This is a genomic window from Streptomyces sp. NPDC048192 (genome assembly GCF_043202415.1).
Classification (GTDB): domain Bacteria; phylum Actinomycetota; class Actinomycetes; order Streptomycetales; family Streptomycetaceae; genus Streptomyces.
The window spans coordinates 40,484-54,539 of sequence record NZ_JBIDAL010000027.1; the positions used below are offsets into that span (position 1 = coordinate 40,484).

Genomic DNA, 14,056 nt, shown 5'->3' on the forward strand with positions numbered 1-14,056 from the left:
GTCCGGCCGCTCAGCGCATCGGCATCCGCCCGCCCGCCGGCGGACCGGCCGTCCCGCCCGCTCAGACGCCGGCCGGCGTGGCCGGGCCGGGCACGTTGCGGAAGCGGAACGGCTCCGGTTCGCGGCCGGCCTGGACGAACCAGCACTCCCCCGTGCCCCCGCCGGTGATGATCCGCAGCACGGTGTCCGCGACTGCCTCGGCCGGGATGACCGGCAGGCCCTGCTCGGAGAGCATGCCGCGCAGGTGGTCGATGATGCGCGACTCGGCGAACCCGGGGCAGACCGCGTTGAACCGTACGTTGTCCGGGGCGAGAGCCGGCCCCAGGGAGCGCGCGAGTCCCACGACCGCGTGCTTGTTGGCCGCGTACAGCGGATCGAGCGGCACCGCGGCCAGGCCCGCGAGCGACGCGGTCGCCACGATGGATCCTCCGCCGCGGGCCCGCAGCGCGGGCAGCACCGCGTGGGTGCCGTAGACCACGCCGTCGAGGTTGGCGCCCATCGCCCGGCGGTAGCGCGCGGGGTCGAAGTCCTCGCCGACCCCGCATCCGGTCGCCACCCCCGCGTTGAGCAGGGCGATGTCGACACCGCCGTACCGTTCCCGGGTGAACTCCACCAGCGCGCGGTTGGCGTCGAGGTCGGAGACGTCGCAGACGCGGAAGTGGCCGTCGACCAGGCCGGCCACCTCCCGGCCGCCCTGCTCGTCGAGGTCGGCGACGACCACGCGCGCGCCCGCCCTCGCCAGTGCCAGCGCCGAGGCCCGGCCCAGTCCGCTCGCGGCGCCGGTGACGATCGCCACCTTGCCCTGGAGAACCCCGCCGCCCTGCCGCTCACCCCGCGGAGCGGCGGTCATGCCAGCTCCAGCACGAGCTTGCCGACGTTCTCGCCGCGGAAGAGCATCTGGAGGGTCTCGGGGAAGTCGTCCACGGTGCCGCGCACCACGTGTTCCTTGACCTTGATGCGGCCGTCGCCGATCCAGGCGGCGATCTCCCGCGCGGCCTCCGGGTAGCGCTTGGCGTAGTCGAAGACGACGAAACCCTCCATGCGGGCGCGGCGCACCAGCAGCGACAGGTAGTTGGAGGGGCCCTTGACCGGCGTGGCGTTGTTGTACTGGCTGATCGCGCCGCAGACCACGACGCGGGCGTGCATCGCCAGCCGGGTCAGGGCGATGTCGAGGATGTCGCCTCCGACGTTGTCGAAGTAGACGTCGATGCCGTCGGGGGCGTGCGCGCGCAGCGCCTTCTTCACGTCGTCGGCGCGGTAGTCGATCGCCGCGTCGAAGCCCAGTTCACCGGTGAGCATGGCGCACTTCTCCGGCCCGCCGGCGATGCCCACGACACGGCAGCCCCTGGCCTTCGCGATCTGGCCCGCGATGGTGCCGACCGCGCCGGCGGCACCGGACACCACGACGGTCTCGCCCTCCTTCAGCGCGCCGACGTCCAGCAGGCCGAAGTAGGCGGTCATGCCGGGCATGCCCAGCGCTCCCAGGTAGGTCGAGGGCGGGGCGAGGGAGGTGTCGATCTTCAGGGCGCCCCGGCCGTCGGAGACCACGTACTCCTGGACGCCGAAGGTGCCGACGACGTGGTCGCCGGGCTGGAAGCCGGGGTGGTCGGAGGCGGTGACCTCGACGACCGATCCGGCGCGCATCACCTCTCCGATGCCCACCGGCGGCAGGTAGGAGGGGCGGTCGTCCAGCCAGCCCCGCATGGCAGGATCCAGGGAGATGACGCGCGTCCGGCCGGCGAACCGGCCCGGACCGGGTTCCTCGAGCGGCGCCGAACAGTGCTCCCAGTCTTCGGGTTTCACGTCGCCCACCGGGCGGGCTGCCAGACGGATCTGACGGTTGGTCACGGACATCGCGCCTCCTGTTGTCGCGGCTCCCGTGACCATACCGACCAGTAGGTAGGCCCGGTGGCGTGACATTCCCCACAGGCCGTCCGGGGGGCCGGGGGGCTAGGGTCCGGGGGCCGCGCACCCTCCGGCGGACCGCCGCCGACCGGATGCCGCAACGAGCCGAAAACGTGATTTTCGGCGGGGTTATCAGGCATCCCAACCAGTCGGTATCGTGCGCCGCCACACCGACGCTGCACCGCCACCTCCCACGGATCCGAGCCGCACCGGAAGGCCATGCGATGACACACCCCGACGACCGGTACCCGCCGCCAGCACCGCCGGGATGGACACAGCGGACCGAGCCCCGTGGCCACGCCCCACGCCCCGAGCCGTACCGGCCGGCTCAGCGCCAGGAGCCGTACGGCCGGCCGCCCCAGGCGCCGTACGGATCTCCACCGCAGGAGCCGTACGGACACCACGCGCCGCAGGACGCCCCCTGGGGACCCGGCGCCTTCGGCTTCGACCCGTACGGACAGGCCCCCGCGCGCGAACCGCACGCGTACGAGAGCCGTCCGCACGGCACCGACCTCGCCGCCCTCCGCTCGGCCTACCAGGTGCTCCGCCGGGTCTCCACGCTCACCGCGCTCGGTTCCTTCGCGGTGTACGTGGTCCTGTCCTGCTGTGCGCCGGACCTGATGGGGTCCGGGATCGCCGGAGGACTGAGCCTGGGCATGGGCCTGGGGATCCTCCAACTGGTCGTCACCTTCGCGGCCGTCCTGTGGTACGGGCGCAGCGCACGGCGCTCCGTGGACCCGCTGGCGCTGGCCGTCAGGGAGCGAGCGGTCCGGCCGGGCCGGGACGCCGGGGTGGCGGGATGAACGACTTCGGCTCGGGGACGCAGGCGATCGTCCTGGTCCTGTTCAGCACGCTGGTGACCCTCACCCTGCTGATGTGCGTGATGGCGGGACCGGACCGCGACGACCTGACCAACTTCTACACCGGCTACCGCTCGCTCACCCCGCTCAAGAACGGCCTGGCGATCGCGGGCGACTACATCTCCGCGGCCACGGTGCTGAGCACCACCGGCATCATCGCGCTCGCCGGATACGACGGTTACGTGCTGGCGGTCAGCACCGCCCTGTCGCTGGTGCTGATGATGTTCCTGCTGGCCGAACCGCTGCGCAACTCCGGCAGTTTCACCATGGGCGACGTGCTGGCCCGCACCGTGCCCGGGCGGGCCGCGCGCATCGCCTCCTGCGTGGTGACGCTCTCGGCGACCCTGCCCTTCCTGGTCGTCCAGCTCTCCGGGGCCGGGTCGCTGCTCACCTTCATCGTGGGCCTGCCGCACGAGGCCGGCGCCAGGACGGCGTGCATCGCCCTGGTCGGCAGCCTGATGATCATCTACGCGGCGATCGGCGGCATGCGGGGCACCGCGCTCATCCACGTGATCAAGATCGTGATCCTGCTCGGCACCAGCCTCACCGTGGCCGCCCTCGTCCTGAACCGCTTCGACTGGGACCTCGGCGCACTGCTCCGGGCCGCCGAGCACGGCAGCGGAACCGGCCCGGCCTTCCTCCGGCAGGGCGTCCAGCTGGGGACGTCGGCGAGCGAACGGCTGGACTTCGCCAGTCTCCAGATCACCGTGATCCTCGGCGCGGCCTGCCTGCCGCACATCACGATGCGCCTGTACTCCGCGCGGGACGTGCCCGCCGTGCGCCGCTCCATGTCCTGGGCGGTCGGCACGGTCAGCACCTTCTGCCTCACGGTGATCATCATGGGCACGGGCGCGGCGGCCCTGGTCGGATCGCGGTACATCACCGCCGTCGACCCGCACGGCAGGACGTCGGTGCTCATGCTGTCCCGGGCGCTGGGCGGCGGCCCCGGCTCCGTGGGCACGACGGTTCTGTACGCGGCCATGGCGGGCACGGTGTTCCTCACCCTGCTGTCCTCCGTGGCGGGCATGACGCTGGCCGCGGCCTCGTCGCTCGCCCACGACCTGTTCGCCCACGTGGTACGGCGGGAAAGGGCGGCGCCGCGTACGGAGATGACGGTGGCGGCGTGGACGAGCGTGGCGGTGGGGACCGTCGCCATCCTGCTCTCCGTGATGGTCCAGAACTGGGACGTCGCCGTGCTGACCACGCTGGCGGTCTGCATCGGGGCGTCGGCCGTGGCGCCCGCGCTGACCTACTCGCTGTTCTGGCGCAGGTTCACCCGCACCGGCCTGCTCGCCTCCCTCTACGGCGGCACGGCCTGCGCGGTGGTGCTGATGGTCTTCTCCAAGGCGGTCTCCGGCACCCCCGCCGCGGTCTTCCCGCACGCGGACTTCCACTGGTTCCCGCTGCAGTCCACCGGCCTGGTCTCGGTGCCGTTCGGCTATCTGGCGGGCTGGCTGGGCAGCCGGCTGGACCACCGCCGCCGCGCCGCCGACAGCCAGGAGAACCGGCGGCTGTACGAGGAGAGCGAGGCCCGGCTGCTGGCCGCGGCCGACTGACCCGGTCACTGTGAACTGCCTCACCGGGCGGGGCTGCCGGCGCGCATGAACCGCCTGGTCGGCAGCCCCGTACCGGACCGGCGGCCGCCTGATGGCCGGATGCGTCAATAAACTGTCATTGCAGCCCGTGCGGCAGCCGATACAGGCTGTGACCGTGGCAGAGCGACGTGTTGTGGTGGTGGTGTACGCGGGCGCCATGGCCCTGGACATCACCGGACCGATCGAAGTGTTCGACACCGCCAACCGGCTCCTGGCCCCGGCGGCCGCCCCCTACCGGATCGACCTGGTCTCGGCCGACGCGCCGCTGGTGCGCACGAGTTCCGGCGTGAGTGTGGCGGCCTCCCCGCTCCAGGAGGGGCAGGGCCCCATCGACACCCTTCTCGTCCCGGGCGGCTGGAGCCTCGGTGACGCGCTCCGGGACCGGGCGCTGGTGTCGTGGATCGGCGAGGCGGCGGCCCGGTCCCGCAGGGTCGCCTCCGTCTGCGGCGGATCCTTTCTGCTGGCCGAGGCGGGGCTCCTGGACGGCAGACGAGCCACCACCCACTGGGCGTACAGCGAGGCGATGGCCGGCCGCTACCCGGACGTGACGGTGGACGCCGAGCCGATCTTCGTCTGGGACGGCCCCTATGTGACCTCCGCGGGTGTGTCGACCGGGATCGACATGGCGCTGGCCCTGGTGGAGGCCGACCACGGCGCGGGGCTCGCGCTGGAGACGGCGCGGTTCCTGGTGCTCTTCCTCAAACGGCACGGAGGGCAGTCCCAGTTCAGCGCGGTCCTGGACGCCCAGCTCGCCGACCATCCGCCGATCCGGACCGCGCAGGAGTGGATCCTGCAGAACCTGCACCATCCCTTGCCCGTGGCCGAGATCGCCCGGCGGGCCAACATGAGCGTGCGCAACTTCGCCCGGGTCTTCCGGCGCGAGGTGGGCACGACCCCCGGCCAGTACGTGGAGCGGACCCGCATCGCCCGCGCCCGCGAGCTGCTGGAGACCACCGATCTGCCGATGAGTCAGATAGCGGGCCGCTGCGGGTTCGGCGCCCCCGAGACGTTCTGCCGCTCCTTCGGGCGGACCCTGGGGCTCACCCCGAAGGAGTACCGGCACCGCTTCCAGACCATCTCGCCGTCCGGCCTCGTCGACCGGCACCACGAGACGGAGAGGACCCCCGTATGACCACCACGACCCCGCACTTACCCACGACAGGCACGGTACGGCTGGTGGACCACCTGGCCGCGGAGCTGGCCAGGGCCGGCGTCACCCACCTGTTCGGCGTCGGCGGCGCGAACATCGAGGACCTGTACGACGCCGTCCACCGCGGCGGCGTCCTCCGACCCGTCGTGGCCAAGCACGAGTTCTCCGCCGTCACGATGGCCGACGGCTGCGCGCGGACCACCCGGCGCCTGGGCGTCGTCGCCGCTACCTCGGGCGGCGGCGCGATGAACCTCGTACCGGGCCTGGCGGAGGCGTACGCGTCCCGGGTGTCCGTGCTGGCCCTGGTGGGCCAGCCGCCGACCGGCCAGGAGGGGCACGGGGCGTTCCAGGACTCCAGCGGCAGGGCGGGCTCCTTCGACGCCCGCGAGGTCTTCGCCCCCGTCTCCCGGTTCTGCGCCCGGGTCGAGGACCCGGACGCGCTCCCGGAGCTGCTGCCCCGGGCGATGGCGGCGGCCCAGGCCGGTCCGCGCGGCCCGGCGGTACTGCTGCTGCCCAAGGACGTCCAGCAGGCCCGGATCCGGTTGCCCGGCCGCCTCCCGGCGCCGGCGCCGACGGCACCGGTGACAGAACTCGACGGCGCGGCCCTCGCCGCCGTGGCGGACACCCTTCGCGGGGCCGGCCGCGTCCTCGTCATCGCCGGAGAGGGCGTCGCCACCGCGGACGCGCGCGCCGAACTGGCCGCGCTGGCCCGGCGTCTGGGGGCATGGGTGGCGGTCACCCCCGACGCCAAGGACGTCTTCGACAACCGTGACCCCCGCTTCGCGGGCGTGGCCGGGGTGATGGGCCATGCCAACGTCGAGGAGTGTCTGCGGCGGGCCGATGTGTGCCTGCTGGCGGGCACCCGGCTGCCGCTCCTGGCGCGCGGCGGCCTCGACCGGGCCCTGGGCGCCGTCCATGTCGTGTCCCTCGGTGCGGAACCGCCGTTCGTGCCGGGCACCGTGCTTTCCGGGGACCTGCGGGAGGCGCTGCGCGCGGTGACCGGCCGGCTCCCGGCCCGCTCCCCTGCCTGCCCCCCGCACACCGGGCCCCTGCCGGCGCCTGCCGCCCCGGCCGTCCGCGCGGGCGCCGTCCCCTACGCCCAGGCGATCGCCGCGGTGGAGGCGGCGCTCCCCGAGGACGCGCACGTCTTCGTGGACGCCGGCAACGCCGGCGCCGGCGCGGTCCATCTCCTCCCGGCACCGCGCCGCGGACGTTTCGTGGTGGCGGTCGGCATGGGCGGCATGGGCTACACCTTCGGCGCCGGCATCGGCGCCGCCCTCGCCACCGGGCGGCGCACCTACGTCCTCGCCGGCGACGGGGCCTTCTTCATGCACGGGATGGAAGTGCACACCGCCGTGGAGCACGCCGCACCCGTGACGTTCGTGATCTTCAACAACAACGCCCACGCCATGTGCGCCCTGCGGGAGGAGTTCCTCCAGGGCGGCGTCCGCGGCGACGACCTGTTCGGCCGGACCGACATCGCCGCCGGGGTGGCCGCCGCCTTCCCGTCCCTCGACGTCACCGCCGCCGCGGACGCGGCGCGGCTGCGCGAGGCGCTGCTGCGCGGCAACGCGGGCGGCGGCCCGGCGTTCGTCGCGCTGGACTGCGACCCGCGGGAGATCCCCCCGTTCCTCCCCTTCCGGCCCTTCGCCGAAGCCGCCGGCCGTACCGGACACCCCGACAGCAAGGAGAACCCGGATGAGCGAGAAGTCGTCCACGTTGGCTGACATCCCCGGCCTGATGCGGATCGAGAACACGGGCCGGGAGGAGCTGACCGCCCACTGCGTGGAACTCACCCACGCCGTCTACCCCCACCATCAGGTGTACGGCCGGTACTGCACCATCCACGAGTACGTCGACTGCCCGCCCGAGCAGGTCTACGACTACCTGCGCCAGGGTCATCATCTGGAGGAGTGGACCTGCAGCCTGCGGGACTTCGCGCCGTCCGGCACGCCGGGGCTGTGGGTCGGCCGCGACCGGCTGGAGGACGACACCAGGATCTACTGCAGGGTGGTGGCCAGCCCCGAGGCCATGACCGTGGACTACCACTGCGCCTGGGACCAGGGCGACACCCTGTGGATGATCTACCTGATGCGCGTCGTGCCGGCCCGATCGGTGCTCGGCAAGCCGGGATCGGTGATCACCTGGACCAACTGCCGGCACCCCTACTACGACGCCAACCCGCACCCCGAGAAGGCGCCCCGCCCGGACCGGCCCTGGGTGGGCGACTACTGGGACCTCTTCTACGCCGGGCACACCGTGGAGATGAACAACCTCAAGGCCATCCTGGAACACCGCCACCGGCGCGGCCTGCCGGTCGGCGTGGCCCCGGCACGGGCGGTGGAGCGGTGACCACGGTCAGTCTCACCGACGTCGCGAGCTACCTTCCCGGCGATCCGGTCCCCGCCGCGTTCTACACCGACCACCCCGGAGCGGAGGACAAGCTCCGCGACCACCCGATGTTCAAGGTCCCGCCGTCACGGCACCACGTGGCACCGGACGAGACCAACGCGGACATGGTCGAACGCGCCGTACAGCCGCTGATCGAACGGCACGGCAGGGCGGAGATCCGAGGGGTGGACGTGCTGCTGGTGCACAGCCAGCTGCCGGACCTGCCGTTCGTGGGCGCCGGGACCGAGGTGGCGCGCCGGCTGGGCCTGAACCCCGAGTGGCTCGTCGACGTGGCCAACGCCGGCTGCGCCTCCTTCGTGCACATGCTGAAGCTGGCCCGGCAGATCCTCACCACCACCGCCGCGAAGACCGCGCTGATCTGCAACGCGCAGAGCGCGGCGGGCCAGTGGTTCACCCAGTCCGAGGTCCGCAAGCTCGCCCAGGCCGCCATCCCGGGCGACGGCTGCGGCGTGGGGTACGTGACGACGTCGGCCGGCGCCCCGGTCCTCGACGTGGAGGCCCGGCACATCGGCGCGTACGCCGGGGACATGACGGTGGCGGTCGACGACGGCCGCAAGTACTGGGAGCCGGGCGAGTCCCAGCTGCGCATCGGGTTCACCGACGCGAGCGTCGCCAAGGTCCTGGCACGCGGCAACCGGCTGGTCCCCGAGGTGGTCACGGACCTGTGCCGGCGGCTCGGCGTGCCGGCCGCCGGCATCGACGTCCTCATCACCAACCAGCCCAACCGCACCTTCCTGCGGAACTGGCGGGAGGCTCTGCAACTGCCCGCCGAACGGCACCTGAACACCTTCGACCGGTACGGGAACCTCTTCGGAGCGGCGATTCCGGTCACCCTGGACCACGCGGTCCGCTCGGGCCGGGTCAAGGACGGTGACCTGGTGGTGCTGGCGGGCTTCGCCCACGCGGGCGACTTCGCCGGGGCGGCCGCCGTCCGCTGGCACGGCGGGCGGAGGTGACGGCCGTGGACGTTCCCGTACTGCACCGGCTGGCCCTGAACGAGAGCCCGTACCCTCCGTTGCCCTCGGTGCGCAGGGCGATGCGGCGGGCCGTGGCGCAGGCGCACCGGTACCCGCAGTTCCACCCCGACGGCCTCACCGAGCGGATCGCCGCCTGGTGCCGGGTGGCCCCGGACAGCGTCGCGGCCGGCAGCGGATCGGTGGGGGTGGCACTGCAGTTGCTGCGGGCGGTCGTCGAGCCGGGCGACACCATGGTGCACGCCTGGCGGACCTTCGACGCGTATCCGCTGCTGGCGGGGATGACGGGCGCCCGGCCCGTGCCCGTGCCCCTGTCGCCGGAGGGGCACCAGGATCTGGGCGCCCTGCTGGCCGCGGTCGACCACCGCACCCGGGTCGTGGTGGTGTGCAACCCGCACAACCCCACCGGGAGCCTGATCGCCGCGGACGCCCTGGCGGAGTTCCTGCGCCGGGTCCCCCGGCACGTGACCGTGCTCCTGGACGAGGCGTACGTGGAGTTCGCCCGCGCCGCCGGGCCGCCGGACCTGCCCGCGTTCCTGGGCGCACACCCCAACGTGCTGGTCCTGCGCACCTTCTCCAAGGCGTACGGCCTCGCCGCCCTGCGGATCGGCTACGGACTCGGCGCCCCGGACCTGGTGGAGCGGGTCCGCCGGCAGCAACTGCCCTTCGGGATCAACGCGGTGGCGACGGCGGCGGTGGAGGCGTCGCTGCGGGCCGGCGGCGAACTGCGCCGGCGCGTGGACACCATCGTCACCGAACGCGAACGGCTCCGCCGGGAACTCGCCGGCCTCGGCTGGCATGTGCGCCCGGGCCACGCCAACTCCGTCTGGCTCGCCGCGCCCGACCCGGTCGACGCGGGCGCCGCGGTGCTCGCCGGGGCCGGTGTGCTGGCCCGCCACTACCCCGGCGAGGGACTGCGGATCACCGTCGGCACCCGGAAGGCCAACGACACGGTGCTCACCGCGCTGACGGGCCTCGGCGCGGGCCGACCCCGTCAGGTGAGCGTGCCGGTCAGCGGCTGCTCGGTCCACACCGTCTTGCCCTCGCGGGAGTAGCGGGTGCCCCAGCGTTCGGTCAGCTGGGCCACCAGGAACAGGCCGCGCCCGCCCTCGTCGGTGCTGCGGGCGCGGCGCAGGTGGGGCGAGGTGTGGCTGGTGTCGCTGACCTCGCACACCAGAGACCGTTCACGGATCAGCCGCAGGGTCGCGGGGCCGCCGGCGTACCGGTAGACGTTGGTGACCAGTTCGCTGGCGATCAGCTCGGTGGTGAACGCCAGGTGCTCCAGGCCCCATTCGGTCAGCTTGGCCGAGGTCAGTTCCCGGGCCAGGGCGGCGCTGGCGGGCTCCGGCGGCAGCTTCCAAGAGGCGACGTCGTCCGGGGGCAGCATGCGGGTGCGGGCGAGCAGCAGGGCGACGTCGTCGGTGGGGCGCGAGGGCACGAGCGAGTCGACCACCGCCTGGCAGGTCCGTTCGAGGGCCTCCGCAGGGCGGCCGAGTGCTGCGCACAGCCTGGTCAGGCCGATGTCGGCGTCGATGTGCCGTTCGCCGACGAGTCCGTTGGTGTACAGGCACAGCAGGCTTCCCTCGGCGAGTTCGGTCTCCTGCGCCTCGAACGGCAGGCCGCCCAGACCGAGCGGCGGGCCGGCGGGCAGGTCCAGCGGAGCGGCCTGCCCGCCGGGAGCGGTCACCACCGGCGGCGGGTGGCCGGCGCGGGCCATGGAGCACAGCCGGGAGACCGGGTCGTACACGGCGTACAGGCAGGTGGCGCCGACGACCTGCTCGCCCACGGGCCGTTCGCCGGCCGCCTCCTGTTCGGCCGCCAGCAGGCCGACCAGGTCGTCCAGCCGGGACAGGACCTCGTCCGGCTCCAGGTCGAGGCTGGCGAGCGTGTGGACGGCGGTGCGCAGCCGGCCCATGGTGGCGGCGGCGTGGATGCCGCGTCCCACCACGTCGCCGACGACGAGGGCGACCCGGGCCCCGGACAGCGGGATGACGTCGAACCAGTCGCCGCCCAGGCCCGGGGCCGCGCTGGCCGGCAGGTACCGCAGGGCCACCTCGACGGCCGACTGGTCCGGAACCGCCCGGGGCAGCAGGCTGCTCTGCAGGGTGAACGCGGCCTGCTGCTGCTGGGTGAAGCGCCGGGCGTTGTCGACGGCGACGGCGGCGCGCGAGGCGAGTTCCTGGGCGAGGGTGAGATCGTCCGGCTCGAAGGGATCGGGGCGCCGCGAACGCCACAGGGTCATCACGCCCAGCACCAGGCCACGAGCGGCCAGAGGGACCGCGATCAGCGAATGGACGCCCAGGTCCGGAGCGTGGGCCCCCTCGCGGCCCTCCCGGGAGAACCAGTCGGGCGGGAGCACCGGTTCCAGCACGGGCCGCCCCTCGGCCAGGCACGTGGCCTGCGGGGTGCCGGACCCGAACTCGACGTGCTCGCCCTGGGGATGGGGCGGGCCGGGCTGCTGGGCGCCGACACCGCAGGCCCCCACACGCACCACGGGCCCGGCCAGGGCGCGCGCCGGCTCCTCACCCCGCGTCACCGGCTGCAGCAGGTCCACCGACGCGTGGTCGGCGAGATGAGGCACCATCACCTCGGCCAGTTCCCGGGCGGTCTCCGCCACGTCGAGGGTGGTTCCGATACGGCTGCCGGCCTGGTCGAGGAGTGCGAGGCGACGCTGGGCCCGGTGGCGTTCGGTGATGTCCTCGATCATCTCCGCCACGCCCAGGATGCGGCCGGATGGGTCCTGCATCCGGAACGACGACACCATCGCGACCCGCTCCCGGGCCGGATCCCGCTCCAGGCGGGCGAATTGCTCGGAGTAGATCAGCGGTCTGCCGGTGTCGATGACGTGGCGTACCCGGTCCACGGCGCTGCGCGCGTCGTCGGGCAGGAGCATGTGCCCGGTGGGCAGCCCCACGAACTCCGCTGCCGGGACGCCGGTGAAGCGTTCGATGGCCCGGTTGACCCGGAGAATCCTCAGGTCGGGGCCGTGGACGACCAGGCCGATCGGGCAGCGGCGGTACAGCCCGTCGAGTACGGCGCTGTCCCTCTGCCACTCCAGGACGTCGGCCGCGAGCACCCCGGCGAGAAGCCACTCACGGGCGCGGCCGTCGCGGGTCAGCGCCTGGGCCCGGATTCCCAGCTCCACGAGCCGTCCGTCGCGGTGCCGCACCGTGAGCATCCCGGACCAGCAGCCGGCTCGTCGGCACCCCGCCACGGCCTCCCGGACGCCCGGCAGATCCCGCGGATCGACGAGGACCTGGCAGGCCGGACGGCCGATCACGGCCGTAGCCGGGTGGCCCAGCAGTTCCTCGGCCCGCCGGCTCCAGCCGACCACGGTGCCCGCGTCGTCGAGCACCGCCAGGGCGGCGAGGTGCGGGGCGAACGGATCGTCGTGGCTCGCGCCGGGCTCGCTCGTCCGCTTCTGCACCGCTCGCCACCACCTTGTACGGTCACCGATGTTGTGCCGCAGGTCCCCGCCCCGGCCGGTGACCGGCGTGGCGGCGTCCGGGGCGGTGACCCGGCGTTCCCCGGGCCGCGCCGACCTGCTGATGCCCTGCAAGCCTATTGAAACCGGAGACCGGCCGCGCTCGCGCCCGCCGCGCGGCTCCGGCGGCGGACGCTCCTTCCCCGCAGCGCAGCCCGCCGGGCGAGCGGGGTGCTGGGCTGCCGATGCCGTGGCCCGGCCCGGCGGCGGGGAGGGCGCCGTGGACGGCGCCTGCGGTGTCAGACGGCGGACGATGCCCGCCGGGGAGCGGCAGCCGCCCGGCGTGCCGTACGGCGGGGGGCGGGGCGCCAGGTGGCGACCAGCGCGGCGGCGAGCAGGAGTTCGGCGATGTCACCGCCGTAGTACATGATCTCCGCACCCGCCCGGACCTGGTCGACGGGCGCGTGGATGTCGACCCAGAAGCCGCCGTACATCAGCTGGGCGATCACCGCGTGGGCCGCGATGGCGACACCGAGGCAGACCAGCCGGGCGGGCACGCCGGGGCGGGAGGGTGCGGGGTCGGGTCCGGCTATGGCGTGGGCGAACAGGCATCCGGACAGCAGGAAGTGTGTGTGCAGCAGCCGGTGCGCCGTCGGGTCGGCCATGGTCGCGTTGTAGAGGGGGGTGAAGTAGAGCACGGCGAGGCTGCCCGTGGACAGCGCGAGCGCCACCGCCGGGTGGGTGACGACGCGGGCGGGCGGGCTGTGCAGCACCGCGGTCAGCTGCCGCGCCCGGGCCGCGGGCAGCGTGCGCAGCAGGAGGGTGACGGGGGCCGAGAGGACGAACGCGAGCGGCGCGTACATGCCGATGAGCATGTGCTGGGCCATGTGTCCGCGGAAGTCCTCGTGCGCGAACGGGCCCACGGGCGGCAGCAGTGCGACGGCGAGCAGGACGGTCCCGGTCAGGAATCCGGCGGTCCGCCACCGGTTTTGGCCCAGGGCCGGATTGCGGCGGCGTGCCCGGCGGGTGAGCAGCAGGTAGGCGCAGGCGGCGGCCGCCAGGACGAGCGCGGGCAGCAGCCACCCCGCGAGGCCGTGTTCCGCGGTGTGCCCGTGCGCGGGCAGGTGCGAGTGGTCCATCAGGCGCGCCGGGTCTCGTGCCGGTCGGCGGGGTCGCCCGGGTCGAAGGGCCGGCCGCTGCGCTGAAGCAGGTGGCCGCCGATCACGAACAGTCCGCCCAGCACGAGGAATCCGGCGTCCCACCACGCCTGGTAGGGGCCGCCGTGGACGTGGTGGATCCCCAGGATCTGGTGGTCGAGGAGGCCCTCGACCAGATTGAAACAGGCCCCACCCGGCCAGGATCCAGCCCCACAGCACGCGCGAGGTCCACACCGCACGCCGGTGGTGCGTGACCCGGGAGTACAGGATCGCCAGGCCGGTGAGTACGGCGAGCCAGCACACGGCGTGGAAGATGCCGTCCCACACGGTGTTCATCTCCAGCCCGGACACCGTGTGGGGGTCGTAGTACTTCACGCCGATGCGGTCGTGGTTGGTGCTGGTGAGCATGTGGTGCCACTGGAGCAGCTGGTGCAACAGGATGCCGTCGACGAACCCGCCCAGCCCCACACCGAGCACGATGCCCGGCAGTCGGATGCTCCCCGGCTGCGGAAGGCCGGCCCGCGCCTCGCCCGTCGTGGTGGCCATCGCCTGTCCCCGCTCCCGCCTCTGGAGTCCGCT

The 14,056-nt window shown here is 73.6% G+C and carries 11 protein-coding genes and 1 pseudogene; 7 read left to right on the forward strand and 5 right to left on the reverse strand.

The window, feature by feature from the left end; all coding sequences use genetic code 11:
- Positions 1–61: 61 nt before the first annotated feature.
- Both ACGFZN_RS37740 and ACGFZN_RS37745 read right to left on the reverse strand, forming a co-directional pair.
- The gene (locus ACGFZN_RS37740; protein WP_393862997.1) at positions 62–850 is read right to left on the reverse strand and encodes an SDR family NAD(P)-dependent oxidoreductase; all 789 of its coding nucleotides are present in this window, start codon (positions 848–850) and stop codon (positions 62–64) included.
- Positions 847–1,854, reverse strand: coding sequence for an NADP-dependent oxidoreductase (locus ACGFZN_RS37745; RefSeq protein ID WP_393862998.1), 1,008 nt, complete (start codon positions 1,852–1,854; stop codon positions 847–849). Before ACGFZN_RS37745 ends, ACGFZN_RS37740 begins: the two co-directional genes overlap by 4 nt.
- 275 nt (positions 1,855–2,129) lie before the next feature.
- On the opposite strand from ACGFZN_RS37745, the gene ACGFZN_RS37750 reads away from it, so the two are divergent.
- The 7 genes from ACGFZN_RS37750 to ACGFZN_RS37780 all read left to right on the forward strand — a co-directional run bounded on the left by ACGFZN_RS37750 (position 2,130) and on the right by ACGFZN_RS37780 (position 9,951).
- Positions 2,130–2,708, forward strand: coding sequence for a DUF485 domain-containing protein (locus ACGFZN_RS37750; protein ID WP_393862999.1), 579 nt, complete (start codon positions 2,130–2,132; stop codon positions 2,706–2,708).
- Entirely contained in the window at positions 2,705–4,321 is a 1,617-nt protein-coding gene (locus ACGFZN_RS37755; protein WP_393863000.1) for a cation acetate symporter, read from the forward strand. The genes ACGFZN_RS37750 and ACGFZN_RS37755 overlap by 4 nt, the downstream gene beginning before the upstream one ends.
- A 154-nt stretch (positions 4,322–4,475) precedes the next feature.
- Entirely contained in the window at positions 4,476–5,492 is a 1,017-nt protein-coding gene (locus tag ACGFZN_RS37760) for a GlxA family transcriptional regulator (protein ID WP_393863001.1), read from the forward strand.
- Positions 5,489–7,237, forward strand: coding sequence for a thiamine pyrophosphate-binding protein (locus ACGFZN_RS37765; protein WP_393863002.1), 1,749 nt, complete (start codon positions 5,489–5,491; stop codon positions 7,235–7,237). The genes ACGFZN_RS37760 and ACGFZN_RS37765 overlap by 4 nt, the downstream gene beginning before the upstream one ends.
- Complete coding sequence (locus ACGFZN_RS37770) at positions 7,209–7,862, forward strand: SRPBCC family protein (protein WP_393863003.1); 654 nt, start codon at positions 7,209–7,211, stop codon at positions 7,860–7,862. The genes ACGFZN_RS37765 and ACGFZN_RS37770 overlap by 29 nt, the downstream gene beginning before the upstream one ends.
- Positions 7,859–8,878, forward strand: a complete 1,020-nt coding sequence (locus ACGFZN_RS37775; RefSeq protein ID WP_393863004.1) for a 3-oxoacyl-ACP synthase III family protein — start codon at positions 7,859–7,861, stop codon at positions 8,876–8,878. The genes ACGFZN_RS37770 and ACGFZN_RS37775 overlap by 4 nt, the downstream gene beginning before the upstream one ends.
- A 5-nt stretch (positions 8,879–8,883) precedes the next feature.
- Positions 8,884–9,951: a histidinol-phosphate transaminase gene (locus ACGFZN_RS37780; protein ID WP_393863005.1), complete on the forward strand. Its 1,068-nt coding sequence runs from the start codon at positions 8,884–8,886 to the stop codon at positions 9,949–9,951.
- Here the strand turns inward: ACGFZN_RS37780 and ACGFZN_RS37785 are convergent.
- The 3 genes and pseudogenes from ACGFZN_RS37785 to ACGFZN_RS37795 form a co-directional block, all read right to left on the reverse strand.
- Complete coding sequence (locus tag ACGFZN_RS37785) at positions 9,891–12,323, reverse strand: SpoIIE family protein phosphatase (protein ID WP_393863006.1); 2,433 nt, start codon at positions 12,321–12,323, stop codon at positions 9,891–9,893. The genes ACGFZN_RS37780 and ACGFZN_RS37785 overlap by 61 nt on opposite strands.
- A gap of 296 nt (positions 12,324–12,619) precedes the next feature.
- Entirely contained in the window at positions 12,620–13,459 is an 840-nt protein-coding gene (locus ACGFZN_RS37790; RefSeq protein ID WP_393863007.1) for a cytochrome c oxidase assembly protein, read from the reverse strand.
- Positions 13,459–14,023 (reverse strand): annotated as a pseudogene (locus ACGFZN_RS37795) (DUF2243 domain-containing protein). The gene ACGFZN_RS37790 and the pseudogene ACGFZN_RS37795 overlap by 1 nt, the downstream one beginning before the upstream one ends.
- Positions 14,024–14,056 lie beyond the last annotated feature (33 nt).